Origin of the sequence: Streptomyces sp. NPDC059142, assembly GCF_042755665.1 — a bacterium.
GTDB lineage: Bacteria > Actinomycetota > Actinomycetes > Streptomycetales > Streptomycetaceae > Streptomyces.
Window position 1 is genome coordinate 77,988 of record NZ_JBHZDA010000001.1, and the last position, 17,028, is coordinate 95,015.

Here is a 17,028-nt window from a genome sequence, read left to right on the forward strand (position 1 = left end):
CGCCGCTCAGGACCGGCGGCGCGGCTTCCCGCGCTTCGCCCCGCCCTTGGCCGGCTTCCCGGCCCCGCCCGCGCGCCGGGGGGCCGCCGCCTTCGACGCGGGCTTCGGCTTCGGTTTCGGCTTCGCCTTCGCGGCGGAGGCGGGCGCGGGCGCGGGCGCGGCAGGCCCCCGGGTGCTGTTGACGGTCCGCCCCCGGACGATCCCGATGAAGTGCTCCACCAGGTCGGAGGTCTCGTCCTCCGGCCACGACAGCGCCACCCGCGACTCGGGGGCGTCCGTCACCGGCCGGTACGTGAGGTCCTTGCGGTGGTGGAGCCGGGCCAGCGACTGCGGCACCACGAGCAGCCCCACACCCGCCGCCACCAGCTCGACGGCGTCCACGGTCGTCGCGGGCCGCTCGACCGCGGGCAGCCCCGGCGGGCGCTCCCACTCCAGGGTGTCGTCGAGGGGGTGCAGCACCACCTCGTCGGCCAGATCGGCGGCGGAGACCTCCTCGACGGCGGCCACGGCATGGTCCTTGGGCACCACCACAACGGTCGTCTCGGTGTAGAGGGGGATCGCGCTGAGCCCCGTCCGGTCCATCGGCAACCGCACGAACCCGGCATCGGCACCCCGGCCCCGCAGCATCCCGGGCGCCTCGGCGGCGGACACCCCTTCGAGGGCCAGGGGCACCTCGGGCAGCCGCTCGTGCCAGATCCGCACCCACTTGGTGGGTGTCACCCCCGGTACGTAGGCGAGTCTGAATGAGGGAGGTGTGTCCGAGCCTGTCACCCGGCCAGGTTACCGGCCGTGGTCGGCGGCCGCTCACACGCTCGATACGCTTGACTTCATGACATCGCACAAGACCACTGTCCAGACGATGAAGCCCGCGACCGCGGCGAAGAAGCTGGGCGTGTACCTGGAGGCCACCCCCGCGGAGTTCCAGGAGGGCGTCGTCTCCCGCAACGAGCTGAACGCACTGCAGACCGACCCGCCCGAGTGGCTGACAACCCTCCGCCGCAACGGCCCCCACCCCCGCCCGGTCGTCGCGGCCAAACTGGGCGTCTCCATCGCGGGCCTCGCCCGCGGCGGCATGACGGACCCCCTCACCACGGACCAGATCGAGGCGCTGAAGACGGAAAGCCCCGACTGGCTGGTCCGGGAGCGCGCCACGCAGGCGGACGTCCGCAAGGAGGCGGCCCGCATCAAGGAGAAGAACGCGGAACGCTCCTCCTCCTCTTCCTCCTCCTGACTTCGTCCGTTGATCCCTTCCGTTTCCGCTCCCGCCGGGCAAGGCTGGCAGGACTGATCGCGGAGGCAGGAGAGGTTCATGGGCAGGGAACACGCCGTACATCCGACGGCGGCCTTACAGAACACGGTGCAGGCGCCCGTACGGCCCGCCGGCACCGGAACACCGGTGACCGCGCCGGCCGGCCCGCTGGCGCCCGGCACCGTACTGCAGTTCCAGCGGACCGCGGGGAACGCGGCCGTGGCCGGCATGGTCGCGCGGGAGCAGCAGGAGCAGGGCCCCGGCCAGGGGCACCGGCGGACCCCGCCGACGGGCGTCCACGTCCAGCGGGCCGGCGGGCGGACGCCCGCCGAGGGGAGTGACGGGAAACGCCCCTCGGAGCCGAGCGGGCGCGCCGTCGACGGACCGGCCGCCGCCCTGGACGTGACGGCCAACTCGTCGGGCATGGCGGGCGGAGCCACCGTGGCCGGGCAGTACGACGTCCCCACCTTCAGCACGGACGCCTCCTACGCCCTCGGCGTGGGCGCCCCGTTCGCGTCCACCCTGACCGCCGGGTACGGCGCCGTCAGCAGCGCGTCCGCCGCGCGCACGGCCCACCGGGAACGGGAGGCGGCGCCGTCCGGCAGCGGGGAGCGCCGGGCCGCGAACAGCGAGTACCGGGGCGCGGCCGCGGACACCGCGCAGCACGCCTCGAACTTCGTCGGGCAGGCGCTCACCGGGACGGGCGGCGCCATGAACCTCGCCGGCCAGAACGTGGCCCTGTACAACTCCGTACTGGCGCCCGGCGCCGGTGCGGCACTGCCCGCCGGCGCGATCCAGGCGGGCCGCTACCTGCGCAAGGGGCTGCACGCGCACCAACGGGCCCACGAGCTGAAGGAACTGATCAAGCGGGAGGAGATCGAGCCCCTGGAAGCGCTCGTCGCCGCCCAGGAGCAGGTGGTGGTCCAGCGGATGCTCCTCGCGAAGCTCCACGAGGACCTCGCCGACTGGAAGAGACAGGCCGCCGCGCTCCGCGAGCAGTTGGAGCAGGATCCGTCGTACGGCAGCACCGGCAACGCGGCCGACCTGCCACCGGAGCGGCAGCTCCTGTCCAGGCAGCTCTTCGACATCGAGATCGTCGGACTGCCGGAGATCAAGGAGCACATCGCGAGCGCCGAGCAGGGGCTCACCCGTGCGCTGGCGGACCAGGAACGCCGTGAGGCGTACAAGAAGGCGATGGAGACCGCCCTCCGCGAACTGGCGGGAGAGGTACAGGTCACCTTCGGGGACAAGCGGCGCCCGATCTCGTTGCGCACGATCCAGCTCTACGCCCTGTACAAGAACCAGCGGGGCCGCCGGAACAAGCTCGTACAGGCGGTCTCCGGCGCGGCCGGCGCGTCGGGCTCGGTCGCGACCCTGGTCTCCGCGGCGGCGGTAGGAGCAGGCGCCACCGCCGGCGCCGGAGTCCTGGCGGCAACCCCGGTCGGCTGGGCCCTCGCCGGCGCGGCGGCGGCCACAGGACTCGGCCTCGCCTCGAAGGACGCCTGGCACTACTTCGCCAAACGCTGGGAACAGACGGCCGAGAACCACCCCGAGGGCCATGACGACCACACCCTGGAACACCTGGGCGAAACCCTGGCGTTCTGGCGCCGGACCGGCCCCAACCAGCGGGAGGAGTACGCCAGGGTCCTGTACGAGTTCTCCACCGACGCCCCGGTCCCGGAACGGGTCACGGAGGCACGGAACACGCTGACGGCCCTGGGCCTCGACTGGGACGGACTACCGACGGACCCCCAGGCGGCCATCAAGGAGATAGCCCGCAAAATGGCCTCGAAGTAACGGCCACCCCCACGCACTCACTGGGGGGGACTCCGGACCGGTCCCCTTCCCCTGGGCTTCCCGAAGGAGGGGTCCGAGTTAACTCCTTCCCCACACCGCCCAGTAGTGGACTAACGTTGCCGTGCACCGCGTGCCCTCCTCGGAGGGTGTACGCGACGTGGCCCGGGGAGTACGTGATGCCCTTCGGTTCGGTGACGCTGCCTCATGGTGCGCTCCCGGCGGGAGCTATCCAGCGCCGTCACCGATCGACCCGAAGGGGACGCATCCCTGTGGTTGCTGTCGAGTACATGCCCAAGCGTCGCACCTGGATCCGTGATGTCCTGGTTGGCATCACGGCGAGCCTCGGCTCGAACCTGGCGTGGGCTTTGGCGCAGTTCGTGGTGGACCGCCTCGGCTGAGCCGGGCGGCGGGCGGGCTCCCAGGGGCCCGCCCTCTTCTTCCGTAGCCGGTAATCTACAGAACGTCATTGCGGCCCGACGGGCTTCCGCTCCGCTTCGGCGAAGTCACGAAGGACATGCCCCCACCCGCACGAGTCATCTCGTGCCTGGGGACCCTTCGTGCTCCTGCAACTGTCCGCCGCCGAAATCGGCCGACTCATCGTGCCCCGAGCCGAATCGGCGCACCTTCCACTCACCCAGCAACTGATGCACGAGCATTCCCGGCTCAGGGGAGGAACGGCCGGCAAGGGCGACATCGCTTCCTGGAACAACAGCATCCCCGTAGTGGTACAAGCTCTGCTGGACTGCGGCCTCGACGAAGTCGAGGTGCAGGTCGAGGTCGACCTGCCGCACACCAACTGCGCGGTCGACCTGGTCCTGTGCGGCCGGCACCCAGGTACGGGGACGGATTCGTACCTTGCGATCGAGCTGAAGCAGGTACGGCACGCCACAGTGGACCCACTGTGCCCCATCGCCGTCGATCTCGGGTTCGGCGACGGGAAGAACAAACTGCATCCGGTCCGGCAGGTCCAGCGCTACTGCGAGTACATGCTCCGCTATCTGCCTCATCTGAGAGAGAACGAAGACACGCTGATGGGGGTCGCGCTGCTCCACAACGCACGTGACGCGGACGTGGAGGCGCTGTTCGGCCTGCCCGAGACCGACCACGGCTTCCTCTACACGCTCGATGATCTGGCCCGCTTCCGACGAGTGCTCACGTCGAGATTCGGCGTAGCGTCCGGGAAGCGTGCGGCAACCGCGCTGGAGCGGGCCCGCCAGGACCCGTTGCGCAAGGTCACCGAGGTGGCCCGTGATCGCTCCGTCCGCGGTGGCGGGCTGACGCTCCTCGACGAGCAGTACGTCGCGGTCGACCGGATCACCCGGCATCTGGAGAAAACCGCTCACTTCACCAGTTTCGACGTCGGCTTGTTCTACGACGCCGAAGCCGCCCACAGCCAGGCTCCCGATCCAGGCGTCAAGCGTGTCTACATCCTGCGGGGCGGCCCTGGCAGCGGGAAGAGCGCGGTGGCCCTGGAGTTGCAGCGTGCCCTCGGGCTCAAGGGCCGCGAGGCCGTGCTCGCGAGCGGCTCACACGCTTACACGGAGACTCTGCGGGAGATCATGCTCAGCACCGCCCGTGGAGGGCAGACAGCGGGCAAGCGCCGCGCGGCCAACAGGTTGTACCGGTACTTCAACAGCTTCAGTGAGACTCCACCGGACAGCGTCGACGTCCTCATCTGTGACGAGGCGCACCGCATGCGACGCAGTTCGACGTACCGCTGGATGCCGAAGGCTCTGCGGGACGACGACCGGCCGCAGGCGACCGAGCTGATAAGAGCCGCCAAAGTGCCGATCTTCCTGCTCGACGATCACCAGTCGATCCGTCCGGACGAGGTGGGCACTGCCACGTATCTCAAAGAGCTCGCCGAGGGCATGGGCTGCGATGTCGAAGTGACCGATCTGGAGGGCACGTTCCGGGCAGGCGGCAGCAAGCGGTATCAGCGCTGGGTGCAGCAACTGCTGGGCCTTGACGCCTCCGATCCGGTCGCCTGGCGACCGGACGGGAGGATGACGCTGACGGTCGCCGACTCCCCCGAGCAGATGGAGCAGTTCATCCGGGAACGCCATCTGGAAGGGGCCACAGCCCGCATCACCGCGGGTTTCTGCTGGCCGTGGAGCAACCCGGACGGAGACCAGCTTGTCGACGACGTGCACATCAGGGACTGGCGCCGCCCTTGGAACGTGAAGCCGGAGCACAGCGTCCCGTACGCACCACGGGCGGACCTGTGGTCGACCGATAGCCGTGGCGTCGACCAGATCGGCTGCGTCTACACGGCACAGACCTTCGAGTACGACTGGAACGGCGTCATCATCGGCCCCGACCTGGTATTCCGTAAAGGAAAGTTCACGGTGGACCGGAGTGCGTCCTGCGACCCCGCCTTCCGGGGGCCGATCGACGAAGCGGTCGTCACCCGGTGCGTCCTCAACGCCTACCACGTGCTTCTTACCCGCGGCGTGGTCGGAACGGTGGTCTACGCGTTCGATCAGGCGGCACACAACGAACTACGACGGCTCATCGCGGGCGCCATCGGCATGCAGCAGTACGCCGGTGGCCGTCCGAAGCTCACCGCCGAAGGATCACAGTTGCCACCCGCCTACCGCAGGCGACAGGGGTAACCTTGATCCCGACGTAGCTGCGGCCCGCCGGGCTTCCCCTCCGCCTGGCGGAGCGACGAAGGACATGCCCCCACCCGCACGAGATTCTTCGTGCTGCCTGGGGGCATGTCTTGCTGTTCCGCGACTCTGCCGCAGCGGTCGCTGCCGAATGCCACTCAGGTGCCCTGTTCTTCCGCTTGACGGAGCAGTTCGTGCACGTGCACGGTCACAAACCTGGTTCGTCCGAGGTCCGTTCGTGGGAACGGAGCATCCCGGTGCTCGCGAACGCGCTCAACGATGCGGGGCTCGGGCAAGTGGAGATGCTCCTGGAGTACGGGCTGCCGCTGAACAGCAAGCGTGCCGACGCGGTGCTGGCCGGGAGACATCCCGAAACCGGCCTGCCGTCGTACGTCGTCGTGGAGCTGAAACAGTGGAGCAGCGCCGAACCGGACGACGACGATCCGTCGCTCTGCCGCATCGAAGCGTACGCCCGAGCAGTGCTGAACCCCGTCGACCAGGTACGTGGCTACTGCGAATACCTCATCTCGTTCAACGGTGCGCTGGCCGAGCATCCCGAACGTGTCAGCGGTGCCGCGTATCTGCACAATGCCACCGAGTTCGGCGTCAGCGGGCTGTTCGAGACCGAGCAGGACCAGCACGGTCAGCTTTTCATCGGAGCGCGGCGCGGAGAGTTCATCGACTTCCTGCGGACGAGGCTGGGGGCCGGGTCAGGCGCCTCGGCCGCGGACGAGCTCGTCAACGGAAAGATCGGCCCCTCGAAGCAGCTCATGGCAGTGGCCGCCCAGGAGGTGCGCGAGCGCGAGCAGTTCGTTCTGCTGGACGAGCAGCAGATCGCGTACCGCACGGTCCTCAATGCCGTGCGGCGCGCCAAGCGGTCCGATCACAAAGAGGTCGTGATCGTCACCGGCGGACCCGGCACCGGCAAGAGCGTCATCGCTCTGTCACTCCTCGGTGAGCTGTACCGGCAGGGCACCACCGCGCTGCACGCGACGGGTTCCAGCTCGTTCACCACGACCATGAGAAAGATCGCGGGCGCTCGGAAGCGTGAGGTGAAGGAACTCTTCAAGTACTTCAACAGCTTCATGACCGCCGAACGCAACGGCCTCGACGTTCTGATCTGCGACGAGGCTCACCGCATGCGGGAGACATCGGCCAACCGCTACACACCGGCATCGAACCGCACCGGTAAGGCACAGGTCGAGGAACTCATCGACGCGGCGCGCGTGCCGATATTCCTGCTGGACGAGCACCAGGTCGTCCGGCCCGGCGAGATGGGCACGGTCGCGGAGATCGAGGCGGCCGCGGCGAAGAAGGGAATCCGCTGTCAGGTGGTCTCGCTCGACAGCCAGTTCCGTTGCGGTGGCAGCGACGCGTATCTGCGCTGGGTCGTGCGGCTGCTCGGGCTTGAGCCGGGCGGTCCTGTGACATGGGAACCGGACGGCAAGATGCAGCTCATGGTCGCGGACAGTCCGAGGGAGATGGAGGCGTTCCTCGACGACCGCCGGTCCCAGGGGTACAGCGCGCGCATGTCCGCGGGCTACTGCTGGAAGTGGACAAAGAAGGTACCGGCAGGGCAGGCACTTCCCGCGGACGTCGTCGTCGGCGAGTGGGAACGGCCCTGGAACGTCTTCGGTGACCGGGCGGTCGCGGGAGCCCCTCCGGCCGCTCTGTGGGCGACCGATCCGGCGGGTTTCGGACAGGTGGGCTGTGTGTACACGGCGCAGGGCTTCGAATACGACTGGAGTGGCGTCATCATCGGCCCTGACCTGGTATGGCGTGGCGATCACTGGGTCACCGACCGTACGGCGTCCAAAGACCCGGTCTTCAAGAAGTCGACACCGGACGCGGATGTTACCCGGCTGATCAGCAACACGTACAAGGTGCTGCTGACACGGGGAATGATCGGCACGGTGGTGTACTCGACCGATGCCGAGACACGCGAAAAGCTGCGGGAGCTGACCGGCGCGGCCTCGTGCCTCGTGGGTGTGTGACTCGCTCGGCCCCGCTTGATACGGATGCGAGGGGCCCAGGGCGTGCGGCACGGACGGGACCAGACGCGGGGCGCTTGGTGAAAGAGAGCGCCGCCGAGAGCGGCGCCGCCCGGGCTCGGCACCACGCAGTCCGGTGACGCCACCGCGCGAGCCATGGCCCCTCACCCACGCGAGAACACCGTACGGGCAACCATCACCCCCACCGGGCACTTCGTCGCCGAGGACGGCCGCCTGGTTCACCAGGACGCCGACCGGGTTCCTCACCTGAGGCGAACAACCCGGCACGGCAACGGCCAAGGGCCCGACCCCGAAGAGCCGGACCCCTCCTGACCTGTACGTTCACCAGATCAGCAATGTGATGACACGCCAGCCGCTACACGTTGAAGCGGAACTCCACCACGTCCCCGTCCTGCATCACGTACTCCTTGCCCTCCATGCGCGCCTTGCCCGCCGCGCGTGCGTCCGCCACCGAGCCGGTCTCCACCAGGTCGGCGAAGGAGATGACCTCCGCCTTGATGAAGCCCTTCTGGAAGTCGGTGTGGATCACGCCGGCCGCCTCCGGGGCCGTGGCGTTCTGCTTGATCGTCCAGGCGCGGGATTCCTTCGGGCCTGCCGTCAGGTAGGTCTGGAGGCCCAGGGTGCGGAAGCCGACGTGGGCGAGGGTGGCCAGGCCCGGTTCTTCCTGGCCTACCGACTGGAGGAGTTCGAGGGCCTCGTCGTCGTCCAGTTCCGCGAGGTCGGACTCCAGCTTGGCGTTGAGGAAGATCGCCTCGCCGGGGGCGACCAGGGCGCGCTGTTCGTCCTTGAAGGTGTCGTCCGTCAGCTCCTCCTCGTCCACGTTGAAGACGTAGAGGAAGGGCTTGGTCGTGAGCAGGTGCAGCTCGCGCAGGGGCTCGGCCTTCTCCGTGCCCTGGACGATGCCCGCGGAGAAGAGCGTCTCGCCGGTCTCCAGGATGGACTGGGCCTCCTCGATCGCCTTGACCTGGCCCAGGACCTCCTTCTTGATGCGCGACTCGCGCTGGAGGCGCGGGAGGACCTTCTCGATGGTCTGGAGGTCCGCGAGGATCAGCTCGGTGTTGATCGTGTCGATGTCGTTCCTGGGCGAGACCTTGCCGTCGACGTGGACGACGTTCTCGTCCTTGAAGGCCCGGATGACCTGGCAGATCGCGTCCGACTCACGGATGTTCGCCAGGAACTTGTTGCCCAGCCCCTCCCCCTCGGAGGCGCCGCGCACGATGCCGGCGATGTCGACGAAGTCGACCGTGGCCGGGAGGATCTTCTGCGAGCCGAAGATCTCCGCGAGCTTGTTCAGGCGGGGGTCCGGTACGCCGACCACGCCGACGTTGGGCTCGATGGTGGCGAACGGGTAGTTGGCCGCCAGCACGTCGTTCTTGGTCAGGGCGTTGAACAGGGTCGACTTGCCGACATTCGGCAGACCGACGATTCCGATCGTGAGCGACACGTTGGCGACTTCCTGAAGTGAGGACCGGCCGGCGGCCGAGGACTGGCTGAGGACCTTCGCGGCCCGATCCCCCAGTTTACGGGCGTGGTGCGGCGGCCGACGACGGGTGCGGCGGGACGGCCCGAACGCGGCTCCGGTGTCATCCGGAGGGCGTGTCCCGACCCCGGTTCCCCGGTTCGTCCCCCTTGGCCACCTACGTTGGTCCGGTGGAGCAGCAGCAGAGGACACGTCAGCAGCCCCAGCGGCGGCCCCGGCCGCGCCACCTTCCCGCGGCGCGCCGGCGGCGCGTGCCGCCGGTCGTGCAGCGGCTGCGCAGGCTGCCCAATCCGCGGCTCACCGGGCTGGGTGCCGGGCTCTTCTCCACGGCCTCGATGCTCTTCTTCGCGTTTCTGGACACGCTGCTCTTCGACGCCGAGCCGGTGGTGTACGGGGTGCTGTTCCTGCCGGTCAGCGCCGTGACCGCGCTGTGGGTGCGCCCCGCCGACCTGGTCACCGCGCCGATCACCGTGCCGATCGCCTTCGCCGTCGGCGCGCTGCCGATCTCCGGCGGGAGCGGCGGGTTCGGCGGGCAGGTCATGGGGCTCGTCACGACGCTGGCCGTGCACGCGGGCTGGCTGTACGGCGGCACGCTCGTCGCCGGGCTCATCGCCACCGTACGGAAGGTGCGCGAGATGGGGCGGCGGCAGCTCGCCCGGGACCTGGCCGCGACCCGGGCCGCCACCCGGGCGGGCGCCGGGCCCCGGGGCCGGGCGCCAGGGAGCGGCCGGACCCCGGCCCCGCGGAGCGGGGCCACCGCGAGCCGGGCGGTACGGCAGGGACCACGGGGGTAGCTCGTCAGCCGCGCCGGGCTCCCGGGCGCTCCAAGGCCCGCCGGGTCAGCGGCCCGCCGCCGTCATCGCCGCGCCGACGATCCCCGCGTTGTTCTGCAACTCCGCCGGGACGATCTCGGCCCTGATCCCCTCGATCAGCGGGATGAACTTGTCGGCCTTGCGGCTCACCCCGCCGCCGATGATGAACAGCTCGGGCGAGAACAGCATCTCCACATGGGCCAGATACTTCTGGACCCGGTGCGCCCAGTGGTGCCAGCTCAGCTCTTCGTCGTCCTTGGCCTTCGTGGACGCGCGCTTCTCGGCGTCGTGGCCGTGCAGTTCGAGATGGCCCAGCTCCGTGTTGGGCACCAGGCGGCCGTCGATGAAGAGCGCGCTGCCGATCCCCGTACCGAAGGTGAGCAGGAAGACCGTGCCCTTGCGGCCGCGGCCCGCACCGAAGGCCATCTCCGCCACGCCCGCCGCGTCCGCGTCGTTCAGGACGGTGGTCCGCAGGTTCAGCCGGTCGCCGAGGACCTGGCCCGCGTCGACGTCGATCCACTTCTTGTCGACATTGGCGGCCGTACGGATCACCGAGCCCGTCACCACCCCGGGGAAGGTGATGCCGACCGGCCCGGACCAGCCGAAGTGCCGGACGACCTCCACCACACCGTCGGCGACGCTCTCGGGCGTCGCCGGGTGTGGCGTCAGTACTTTGTAGCGGGGCTCGACCAGGTCCCCGCGGTCGAGGTCCACGGGCGCACCCTTGATCCCCGAACCGCCGATGTCCACTCCGAAGACGTTCATGGACACAACGTTACGGGCAGATGCTGACAGCGACGTGCGTGGACGGCGGAACGGCTGGTCCGGCTCTCCGGAACGGCTTACTCCGTCGCTCTTTGTCCTACTTGGAGAGCGCCGCCGCCTCGGCCCGCAGGTCCCTGCGCAGCTCCTTCGGGAGCGAGAACGTGATCGACTCCTCGGCCGCCTTGACGATCTCGACATCCTCGAAGCCACGCTGCGACAGCCACTCCAGGACGCCGTCGACCAGGATCTCCGGTACGGAGGCACCCGAGGTGACCCCGACCGTGGAGACCCCGTCGAGCCATGCCTCGTCGATCTCGGCTGCCTCGTCCACCAGGTGCGAGGCGCGGGCGCCCGCGCCGAGGGCGACCTCGACGAGCCGTACCGAGTTGGAGGAGTTCTTGGAGCCGACGACGATCACCAGATCGGCGTCGGCGCCCATCTGCTTGACCGCGATCTGACGGTTCTGGGTGGCGTAGCAGATGTCGTCGCTCGGGGGCGCGATCATCAGCGGGAACTTCTCCTTGAGGGCGTCGACCGTCTCCATGGTCTCGTCCACGGAGAGCGTGGTCTGCGAGAGCCAGACGACCTTCGACTCGTCGCGCACCTCGACGTTCGCGACGTCCTCGGGGCCGTCGACCAGCGTGATGTGGTCCGGGGCCTCGCCCGAGGTGCCGATGACCTCTTCGTGGCCCTCATGGCCGATGAGAAGGATGTCGTAGTCCTCGTTGGCGAAGCGCACGGCTTCCTTGTGGACCTTGGTGACCAGGGGGCAGGTGGCGTCGATGGTGGCGAGCCTGCGTTCGGCCGCCTCCTCGTGGACGACCGGGGCGACCCCGTGCGCGGAGAACATGACGATGGACCCCTCGGGGACCTCCGCCGTCCTGTCGACGAAGATGGCTCCCTTGTTCTCCAGGGTTTTCACGACGTACTTGTTGTGGACGATCTCGTGCCGGACGTAGATCGGCGACCCGTACTGCTCCAGGGCCTTCTCCACGGCGATCACGGCACGGTCGACACCCGCGCAGTATCCGCGCGGAGCGGCGAGGAGGACGCGTTTGCCGGCGCGGCGCGCGGCGTCTCCACTGGGGGTGGCGGCGGGCGACGGGCGGGACGTTGCAGTCATGCCTCCCATCGTAAGGCCGTGCAGAAGAGGCGGAACGTCCTCCCTCTGCACGACACTGGTGCGTACGCGATCGAGGGAGGGACCCGATGGCCGGCAGCGGCACCGGTGACAGCGGCGGGGACAGGGCGACCACCGGAGCCGCGGACGGGGGCGCCACCTCGGGCGGTGACGGCCTGAGGCGCTCGCTGGGCTTCCGGGATCTCGTCGTCTACGGGCTGCTCTTCATCGCCCCCATGGCCCCCGTCGGCGTCTTCGGCACCCTCGACGCCCGGTCGCACGGCGCCGTGGCCCTCGTCTACGTGGTGGCGACCGTCGCGATGGCGTTCACGGCGTTCAGCTACGCCCAGATGGTGCGGGTCGCCCCGCAGGCCGGCTCGGTCTTCGCGTACGCGCGCAAGGGGCTCGGTGAAGGGCCCGGCTTCATCGCCGGCTGGATGGCGATGCTCGACTATCTGCTGATCCCTGCGGTGGCGTACCTCTTCGCGGGCATCGCCATGGAGGCGCTGGTCCCCTCGGTGGACCGGTGGGTGTGGACGGCGATCGCCGTGGTGGTCACGACGCTGCTCAACCTCTGGGGGGTACGGGCCGCGGCCCGCGTCGGCTTCGCGGTGCTGGCGATGGAGCTGGTCGTCCTGCTGGTCTTCGTCGTGTCCGCCGTGGTGGTGCTGGTACGGGACGGGGCGACGCGCGGCTGGTGGTCGCCGTTCACGAGCGATACGGGGTTCTCCCTGGCGGCGGTGCTGGGCGCGGTGTCGGTCGCGGTGCTCTCGTACCTCGGGTTCGACGCGATCGCCTCGTTCGCCGAGGAGGTGACGGGGGGTTCGCGGCAGGTGGCGCGGGCCGTGCTGTTCTGCCTGGTGCTGGCGGGCGTGCTGTTCATCGCGCAGACGTACCTGGTGGCGCTGCTGGAGCCGGTGACCTCGGCGGAGCTGGCGGCCGATCCCGCGAAGCAGGGCTCGGCGTTCTACGACGCGGTGGACACGGCGGTCGGGACCTGGTTGCACGACCTGGTGGCGGTGAGCAAGGCGATCGGGGCGGCGTTCGCGGCACTGGCGGGGCAGGCGGCGGCCGGCCGGCTGCTCTTCGCGATGGGCCGCGAGCGGCGGCTGCCGCATGTGCTCTCCCGTACGAGCGCGGGCGTGCCCCGGGTGGCGCTGCTGCTGGCGGCGGTGGTGACGCTGGTGGCCGCCGTGTGGGCGGCGCGGCGCCCGGACGGTCTGGACCATCTGGTCTCGGTGGTGGACGTGGGGGCGCTGACGGCGTTCGTGCTGCTGCACGCGTCGGTGGTGGGGTGGTTCGCGGTACGGCGCCGGGAGGGGCCGCCGCGCTGGTTCGCGCATGTGGTGCTGCCGGTGGTCGGCGCGGCGATCCTGATCGCGGTGATCGTGGAGGCGGCGCGCACGGCGCAGGTGGTGGGCGCGATCTGGCTGGCCGTGGGGCTGGTGGTGCTGCTGGTGCAGCGGGGACGCGGAGGACGGACGGGCGCCACGACGTCCGGCGGATGAGCCCCGGCCCTGCGGCGCGGCCCCCCGGCGCGGCCACAGGCCAGGGCGGGTGGAAGAGGCGGGGCGGGGATTCGGCGCGTTGTCAGAGGCGGCCGTTACGCTCCTCGGCATGGCACTCAACACGTCCGCGGACGCTCCGCTGCCCGTCGGTGAGGTCTCGCGGCTCATCGGCGGCTGGATCGACCGCCTCGGCGCCATCTGGGTCGAGGGGCAGATCACCCAGCTCTCGCGCCGGCCGGGCGCGGGGGTCGTCTTCCTGACCCTGCGGGACCCCTCGTACGACATCTCGGTGAGCGTCACGTGCTACCGGCAGGTGTTCGACGCGATCGCGGACGTCGTCTCGGAGGGCGCGCGGGTCGTGGTGCAGGCCAAGCCCGAGTGGTACGCGCCGCGCGGGCAGCTCTCGCTGCGGGCGACGGAGATACGGCCGGTGGGGATCGGCGAGTTGCTGGTGCGGCTGGAGCAGTTGAAGCGCTCGCTGGGGGCGGAGGGGCTGTTCGCCGCGGACCGCAAGAGGCCGCTGCCGTTCCTGCCGCAGCTCATCGGGCTGGTCTGCGGGCGGGCGTCGGCGGCGGAGCGCGATGTGCTGGAGAACGCGCGGCGGCGGTGGCCCGCGGTGCGCTTCGAGGTCCGCAACACGGCGGTGCAGGGGGTCAACGCGGTGGCCCAGGTCGTCCAGGCGGTCAAGGAGCTGGACGGGCTGCCCGAGGTGGACGTGATCATCGTGGCGCGCGGTGGCGGCAGCGTGGAGGACCTGCTGCCGTTCTCGGACGAGCAGTTGATCCGGGCGGTGGCGGCGTGCCGTACGCCGGTCGTCTCCGCGATCGGGCACGAGCCGGACGCGCCGCTGCTGGACCTGGTGGCGGACGTACGGGCGTCGACGCCGACCGACGCGGCGAAGAAGACGGTGCCGGACGTGGGCGAGGAGCTGGACCGCGTCCAGGGCCTGCGCGACCGGGCGCTGCGTACGGTACGGGGGCTGCTGGACCGCGAGGAGCGCGGGCTGGCCCACGCGCTCGCCCGGCCCGTGATGGAGCGGCCCCACCGGATGGTGGAGGAGCGCGAGGTGGAGGTGGCCGCGCTGGCCGACCGGAGCCGCCGGGTGCTGCGCCATCTGCTGGACCGGGCCGACTCGGAGCTGTCGCACACCCGGGCGCGGGTGGTCGCGCTGTCGCCCGCGGCGACGCTGGAGCGCGGGTACGCGGTGCTCCAGCGGCCGGACGGGGCGGTGGTGCGGGCGCCGGGCGACGTCACGGCGGACGAGGAGCTGCGGGCCAGGGTGGCGGAGGGCGAGTTCACGGTGCGGGTCGTCGCGGAGTGAGCGGCACGGCCGCGGGATGCGCGGCGCGGACGAATCGTTGTCGGATCGCGCGGTCACGCGCGTACATAGGGTGGATGACATGACGAGCACGGACAACACCGCGGAAGCGGCCTCCGCCACGGACACACCGGGCTACGAGCAGGCGCGCGACGAGCTGATCGAGGTCGTACGGCGGCTGGAGGCGGGCGGTACGTCGCTGGAGGACTCGCTGGCCCTGTGGGAGCGCGGCGAGGAGCTGGCGAAGGTGTGCCGCCACTGGCTGGAGGGCGCGCGGGCCCGGCTGGACGCGTCCCTGGCCGAGAAGACTCCGGAGGCGGCGCGGGACGCGTAGGCCCCCTTCCGATCCGGGTCGGAGCCCCGGCCCGCCCCGTCTCAGCTCTCCGTCGCCGGCCGTCGCGGACCGCGCCGAGCCGTAGGAGAGCCAGGACTGTAGGGGAGCCAAGACAGCAGGGGCATCAGGTCCGCAGGGGCATCAGGTCCGTAGGGCCGTCCGCGCGGCCCGCACCCTCGACCGGGCCACGCGCCCGAGCCCGGCCCACGCGCCCGAGGCCGCGCGCCCGAGCCCTCGGCCGGGCCGCCCCGCGCTCGTCCTACCGGCTCTCCTCCGCGACCGTCTCCGCGCTCGCGCCCGTGCCGGGTTCCGTGCCGGCGGTCCTGTCGGCCTTGTCGGTGGCCTTGTCGGCTTCCAGGGCTGCGGCCATCTCGGCCAGACGCCCGTAGGACGCGGTGCCGGTCACCACGGTCGTGGCGTCGCCCTCCGTGCGGGCCAGGGCGTCGTACTTCGGGCCCTTCCAGCGCTGCCAGGTCTCGCCCGCCACCTGCTGGGTCTCGCCGGTGTTCTCGGCCTGGTGGCTGACCTCCGCCACGAACTTCTTCGCGGGCGCCGTCGACTGCTCGACCGCCACGTACTCGCCGTCCGGGTCCAGATAGCCGAGGTGCCACGCGTCGGCGTTCTGCCGCTCGTACGTGACCGAGGTCGGCCTCCACGTCTGCGCCAGCCCCACCGGGGCCAGTACCGGGTACGGCGCCGCGCGGCGCGCGGTCACCAGCTCGACCCGGTAGTCGACCGCCTTGACCGGGGCCGGTGTGTCGTCGTGCGGAATGAACATGTAGATCGCGGCGACGACGACCCCGATGACCGCCATCGACAGGAACATGTCCCGCACTGTCTGTCTGCCTCGCATACCTGCCACGGACCCATCGTCGCATCACCCGGTCGCGCTCATACGTGGGCCCCTCTGCTCAATATGTCGATGTGCGGATAGAGTCGTATCACCCTCTTTTCCGGTCGTCGCCGTACAGAAAGGTGCGCTCCGTTGACCGAACATCAGCTTCCGTCCCCCCTTGAGGTGTCTCCCGAGGCCCCCGACCGCAACCTCGCCCTGGAGTTGGTGCGGGTCACCGAGGCCGCCGCGATGGCAGCCGGCCGGTGGGTCGGGCGCGGCGACAAGAACGGCGCGGACGGCGCCGCGGTGAACGCCATGCGCACCCTCGTCTCCACCGTCTCGATGAACGGTGTCGTCGTGATCGGCGAGGGCGAGAAGGACGAAGCCCCGATGCTGTTCAACGGTGAGGAGATCGGGGACGGCACCGGCGCCGAGGTCGACATCGCGGTGGACCCGATCGACGGCACCACCCTGAACGCCAAGGGCATGCCCAACGCCATCGCCGTGCTCGCCGCGGCCGATCGCGGCACGATGTTCGACCCGTCCGCGGTGTTCTACATGGACAAGCTGGTCACCGGCCCCGAGGCCGCCGACTTCGTGGACATCAACGCGCCCGTCGCGGTCAACATCCGCCGGGTCGCGAAGGCGAAGCGCTCCTCGCCCCAGGACGTGACGGTCGTCGTGCTCGACCGTCCCCGCCACGAGGGCATCATCAAGGAGATCCGGGAGACCGGTGCCCGTATCAAGCTGATCTCCGACGGCGATGTCGCCGGTTCGATCATGGCCGCCCGCGAGGGCACCGGTGTCGATCTGCTGATGGGCGTCGGCGGCACCCCCGAGGGCATCATCTCCGCGTGCGCCATAAAGTGCCTCGGCGGTGTCATCCAGGGCAAGCTCTGGCCCAAGGACGACCAGGAGCGGCAGCGCGCGATCGACGCCGGCCATGACCTGGACCGGGTGCTCTCCACCAATGACCTGGTCAGCGGCGAGAACGTGTTCTTCGTGGCCACCGGCATCACCGACGGTGAACTGCTGCGGGGCGTGCGCTACCGCTCGGAGACGGCCACCACCCAGTCCCTGGTGATGCGCTCCAAGTCGGGCACGATCCGGCAGATCGACGCGACCCACCGGCTGTCGAAGCTGCGCGCCTACAGCACGATCGACTTCGACCGCGCCAAGTAACACC

The 17,028-nt window shown here is 70.3% G+C and carries 15 protein-coding genes; 10 read left to right on the top strand and 5 right to left on the bottom strand.

Going from position 1 to position 17,028, the window contains the following annotated elements; translation table 11 throughout:
- Positions 1–6: 6 nt before the first annotated feature.
- Positions 7–771: a LysR family substrate-binding domain-containing protein gene (locus tag ACFXPK_RS00365; protein WP_385069944.1), complete on the bottom strand. Its 765-nt coding sequence runs from the start codon at positions 769–771 to the stop codon at positions 7–9.
- A gap of 58 nt (positions 772–829) precedes the next feature.
- On the opposite strand from ACFXPK_RS00365, the gene ACFXPK_RS00370 reads away from it, so the two are divergent.
- The 5 genes from ACFXPK_RS00370 (at position 830) to ACFXPK_RS00390 (ending at position 7,652) form a co-directional block, all read left to right on the top strand.
- Positions 830–1,231, top strand: coding sequence for a DUF5997 family protein (locus tag ACFXPK_RS00370; RefSeq protein WP_385069947.1), 402 nt, complete (start codon positions 830–832; stop codon positions 1,229–1,231).
- A gap of 78 nt (positions 1,232–1,309) precedes the next feature.
- Entirely contained in the window at positions 1,310–3,046 is a 1,737-nt protein-coding gene (locus tag ACFXPK_RS00375) for a hypothetical protein (protein ID WP_385069950.1), read from the top strand.
- 269 nt (positions 3,047–3,315) lie between these two features.
- Positions 3,316–3,444, top strand: a complete 129-nt coding sequence (locus ACFXPK_RS00380; RefSeq protein ID WP_385069952.1) for a DUF6408 family protein — start codon at positions 3,316–3,318, stop codon at positions 3,442–3,444.
- 159 nt (positions 3,445–3,603) lie between these two features.
- Entirely contained in the window at positions 3,604–5,661 is a 2,058-nt protein-coding gene (locus tag ACFXPK_RS00385; protein WP_385069955.1) for a DUF2075 domain-containing protein, read from the top strand.
- Positions 5,662–5,771: 110 nt separating this feature from the next.
- Positions 5,772–7,652: a DNA/RNA helicase domain-containing protein gene (locus ACFXPK_RS00390; protein WP_385069957.1), complete on the top strand. Its 1,881-nt coding sequence runs from the start codon at positions 5,772–5,774 to the stop codon at positions 7,650–7,652.
- 373 nt (positions 7,653–8,025) lie between these two features.
- On the opposite strand, the gene ychF is transcribed toward ACFXPK_RS00390, so the two are convergent.
- Positions 8,026–9,114 (bottom strand): redox-regulated ATPase YchF, encoded by a 1,089-nt coding sequence (ychF, locus tag ACFXPK_RS00395; protein ID WP_384999241.1) that lies wholly within the window; start codon positions 9,112–9,114, stop codon positions 8,026–8,028.
- A gap of 206 nt (positions 9,115–9,320) precedes the next feature.
- On the opposite strand from ychF, the gene ACFXPK_RS00400 reads away from it, so the two are divergent.
- Positions 9,321–9,944: a DUF6542 domain-containing protein gene (locus ACFXPK_RS00400; protein ID WP_384999238.1), complete on the top strand. Its 624-nt coding sequence runs from the start codon at positions 9,321–9,323 to the stop codon at positions 9,942–9,944.
- Positions 9,945–9,989: 45 nt separating this feature from the next.
- Here the strand turns inward: ACFXPK_RS00400 and ppgK are convergent, their stop codons facing one another.
- On the bottom strand, positions 9,990–10,727 hold the full coding sequence (gene ppgK, locus ACFXPK_RS00405) for a polyphosphate--glucose phosphotransferase (protein ID WP_384999235.1): 738 nt from the start codon (positions 10,725–10,727) through the stop codon (positions 9,990–9,992).
- 97 nt (positions 10,728–10,824) lie between these two features.
- A complete protein-coding gene (locus tag ACFXPK_RS00410; RefSeq protein WP_384999232.1) occupies positions 10,825–11,850 on the bottom strand; it encodes a 4-hydroxy-3-methylbut-2-enyl diphosphate reductase in 1,026 nt (341 codons plus the stop codon).
- Between the two features lie 86 nt (positions 11,851–11,936).
- Here ACFXPK_RS00410 and ACFXPK_RS00415 point away from each other — a divergent pair, with 86 nt between their 5' ends.
- From ACFXPK_RS00415 to ACFXPK_RS00425, 3 genes are all read left to right on the top strand, one after another.
- Entirely contained in the window at positions 11,937–13,355 is a 1,419-nt protein-coding gene (locus ACFXPK_RS00415) for an APC family permease (RefSeq protein WP_385069963.1), read from the top strand.
- Between the two features lie 109 nt (positions 13,356–13,464).
- Positions 13,465–14,676 carry an exodeoxyribonuclease VII large subunit gene (xseA, locus tag ACFXPK_RS00420; RefSeq protein ID WP_385069966.1) on the top strand — a complete coding sequence of 404 codons (1,212 nt, stop codon included), beginning with the start codon at positions 13,465–13,467 and terminating at the stop codon, positions 14,674–14,676.
- Between the two features lie 79 nt (positions 14,677–14,755).
- On the top strand, positions 14,756–15,007 hold the full coding sequence (locus tag ACFXPK_RS00425) for an exodeoxyribonuclease VII small subunit (RefSeq protein ID WP_384999222.1): 252 nt from the start codon (positions 14,756–14,758) through the stop codon (positions 15,005–15,007).
- 259 nt (positions 15,008–15,266) lie between these two features.
- On the opposite strand, the gene ACFXPK_RS00430 is transcribed toward ACFXPK_RS00425, so the two are convergent.
- The gene (locus ACFXPK_RS00430) at positions 15,267–15,869 is read right to left on the bottom strand and encodes a DUF4245 domain-containing protein (protein WP_385069969.1); all 603 of its coding nucleotides are present in this window, start codon (positions 15,867–15,869) and stop codon (positions 15,267–15,269) included.
- A 123-nt stretch (positions 15,870–15,992) separates the two neighbouring features.
- Between ACFXPK_RS00430 and glpX the strand changes: the two genes are divergently transcribed.
- Entirely contained in the window at positions 15,993–17,024 is a 1,032-nt protein-coding gene (gene glpX / locus ACFXPK_RS00435) for a class II fructose-bisphosphatase (protein WP_384999216.1), read from the top strand.
- The last annotated feature ends 4 nt before the right edge of the window (positions 17,025–17,028 follow it).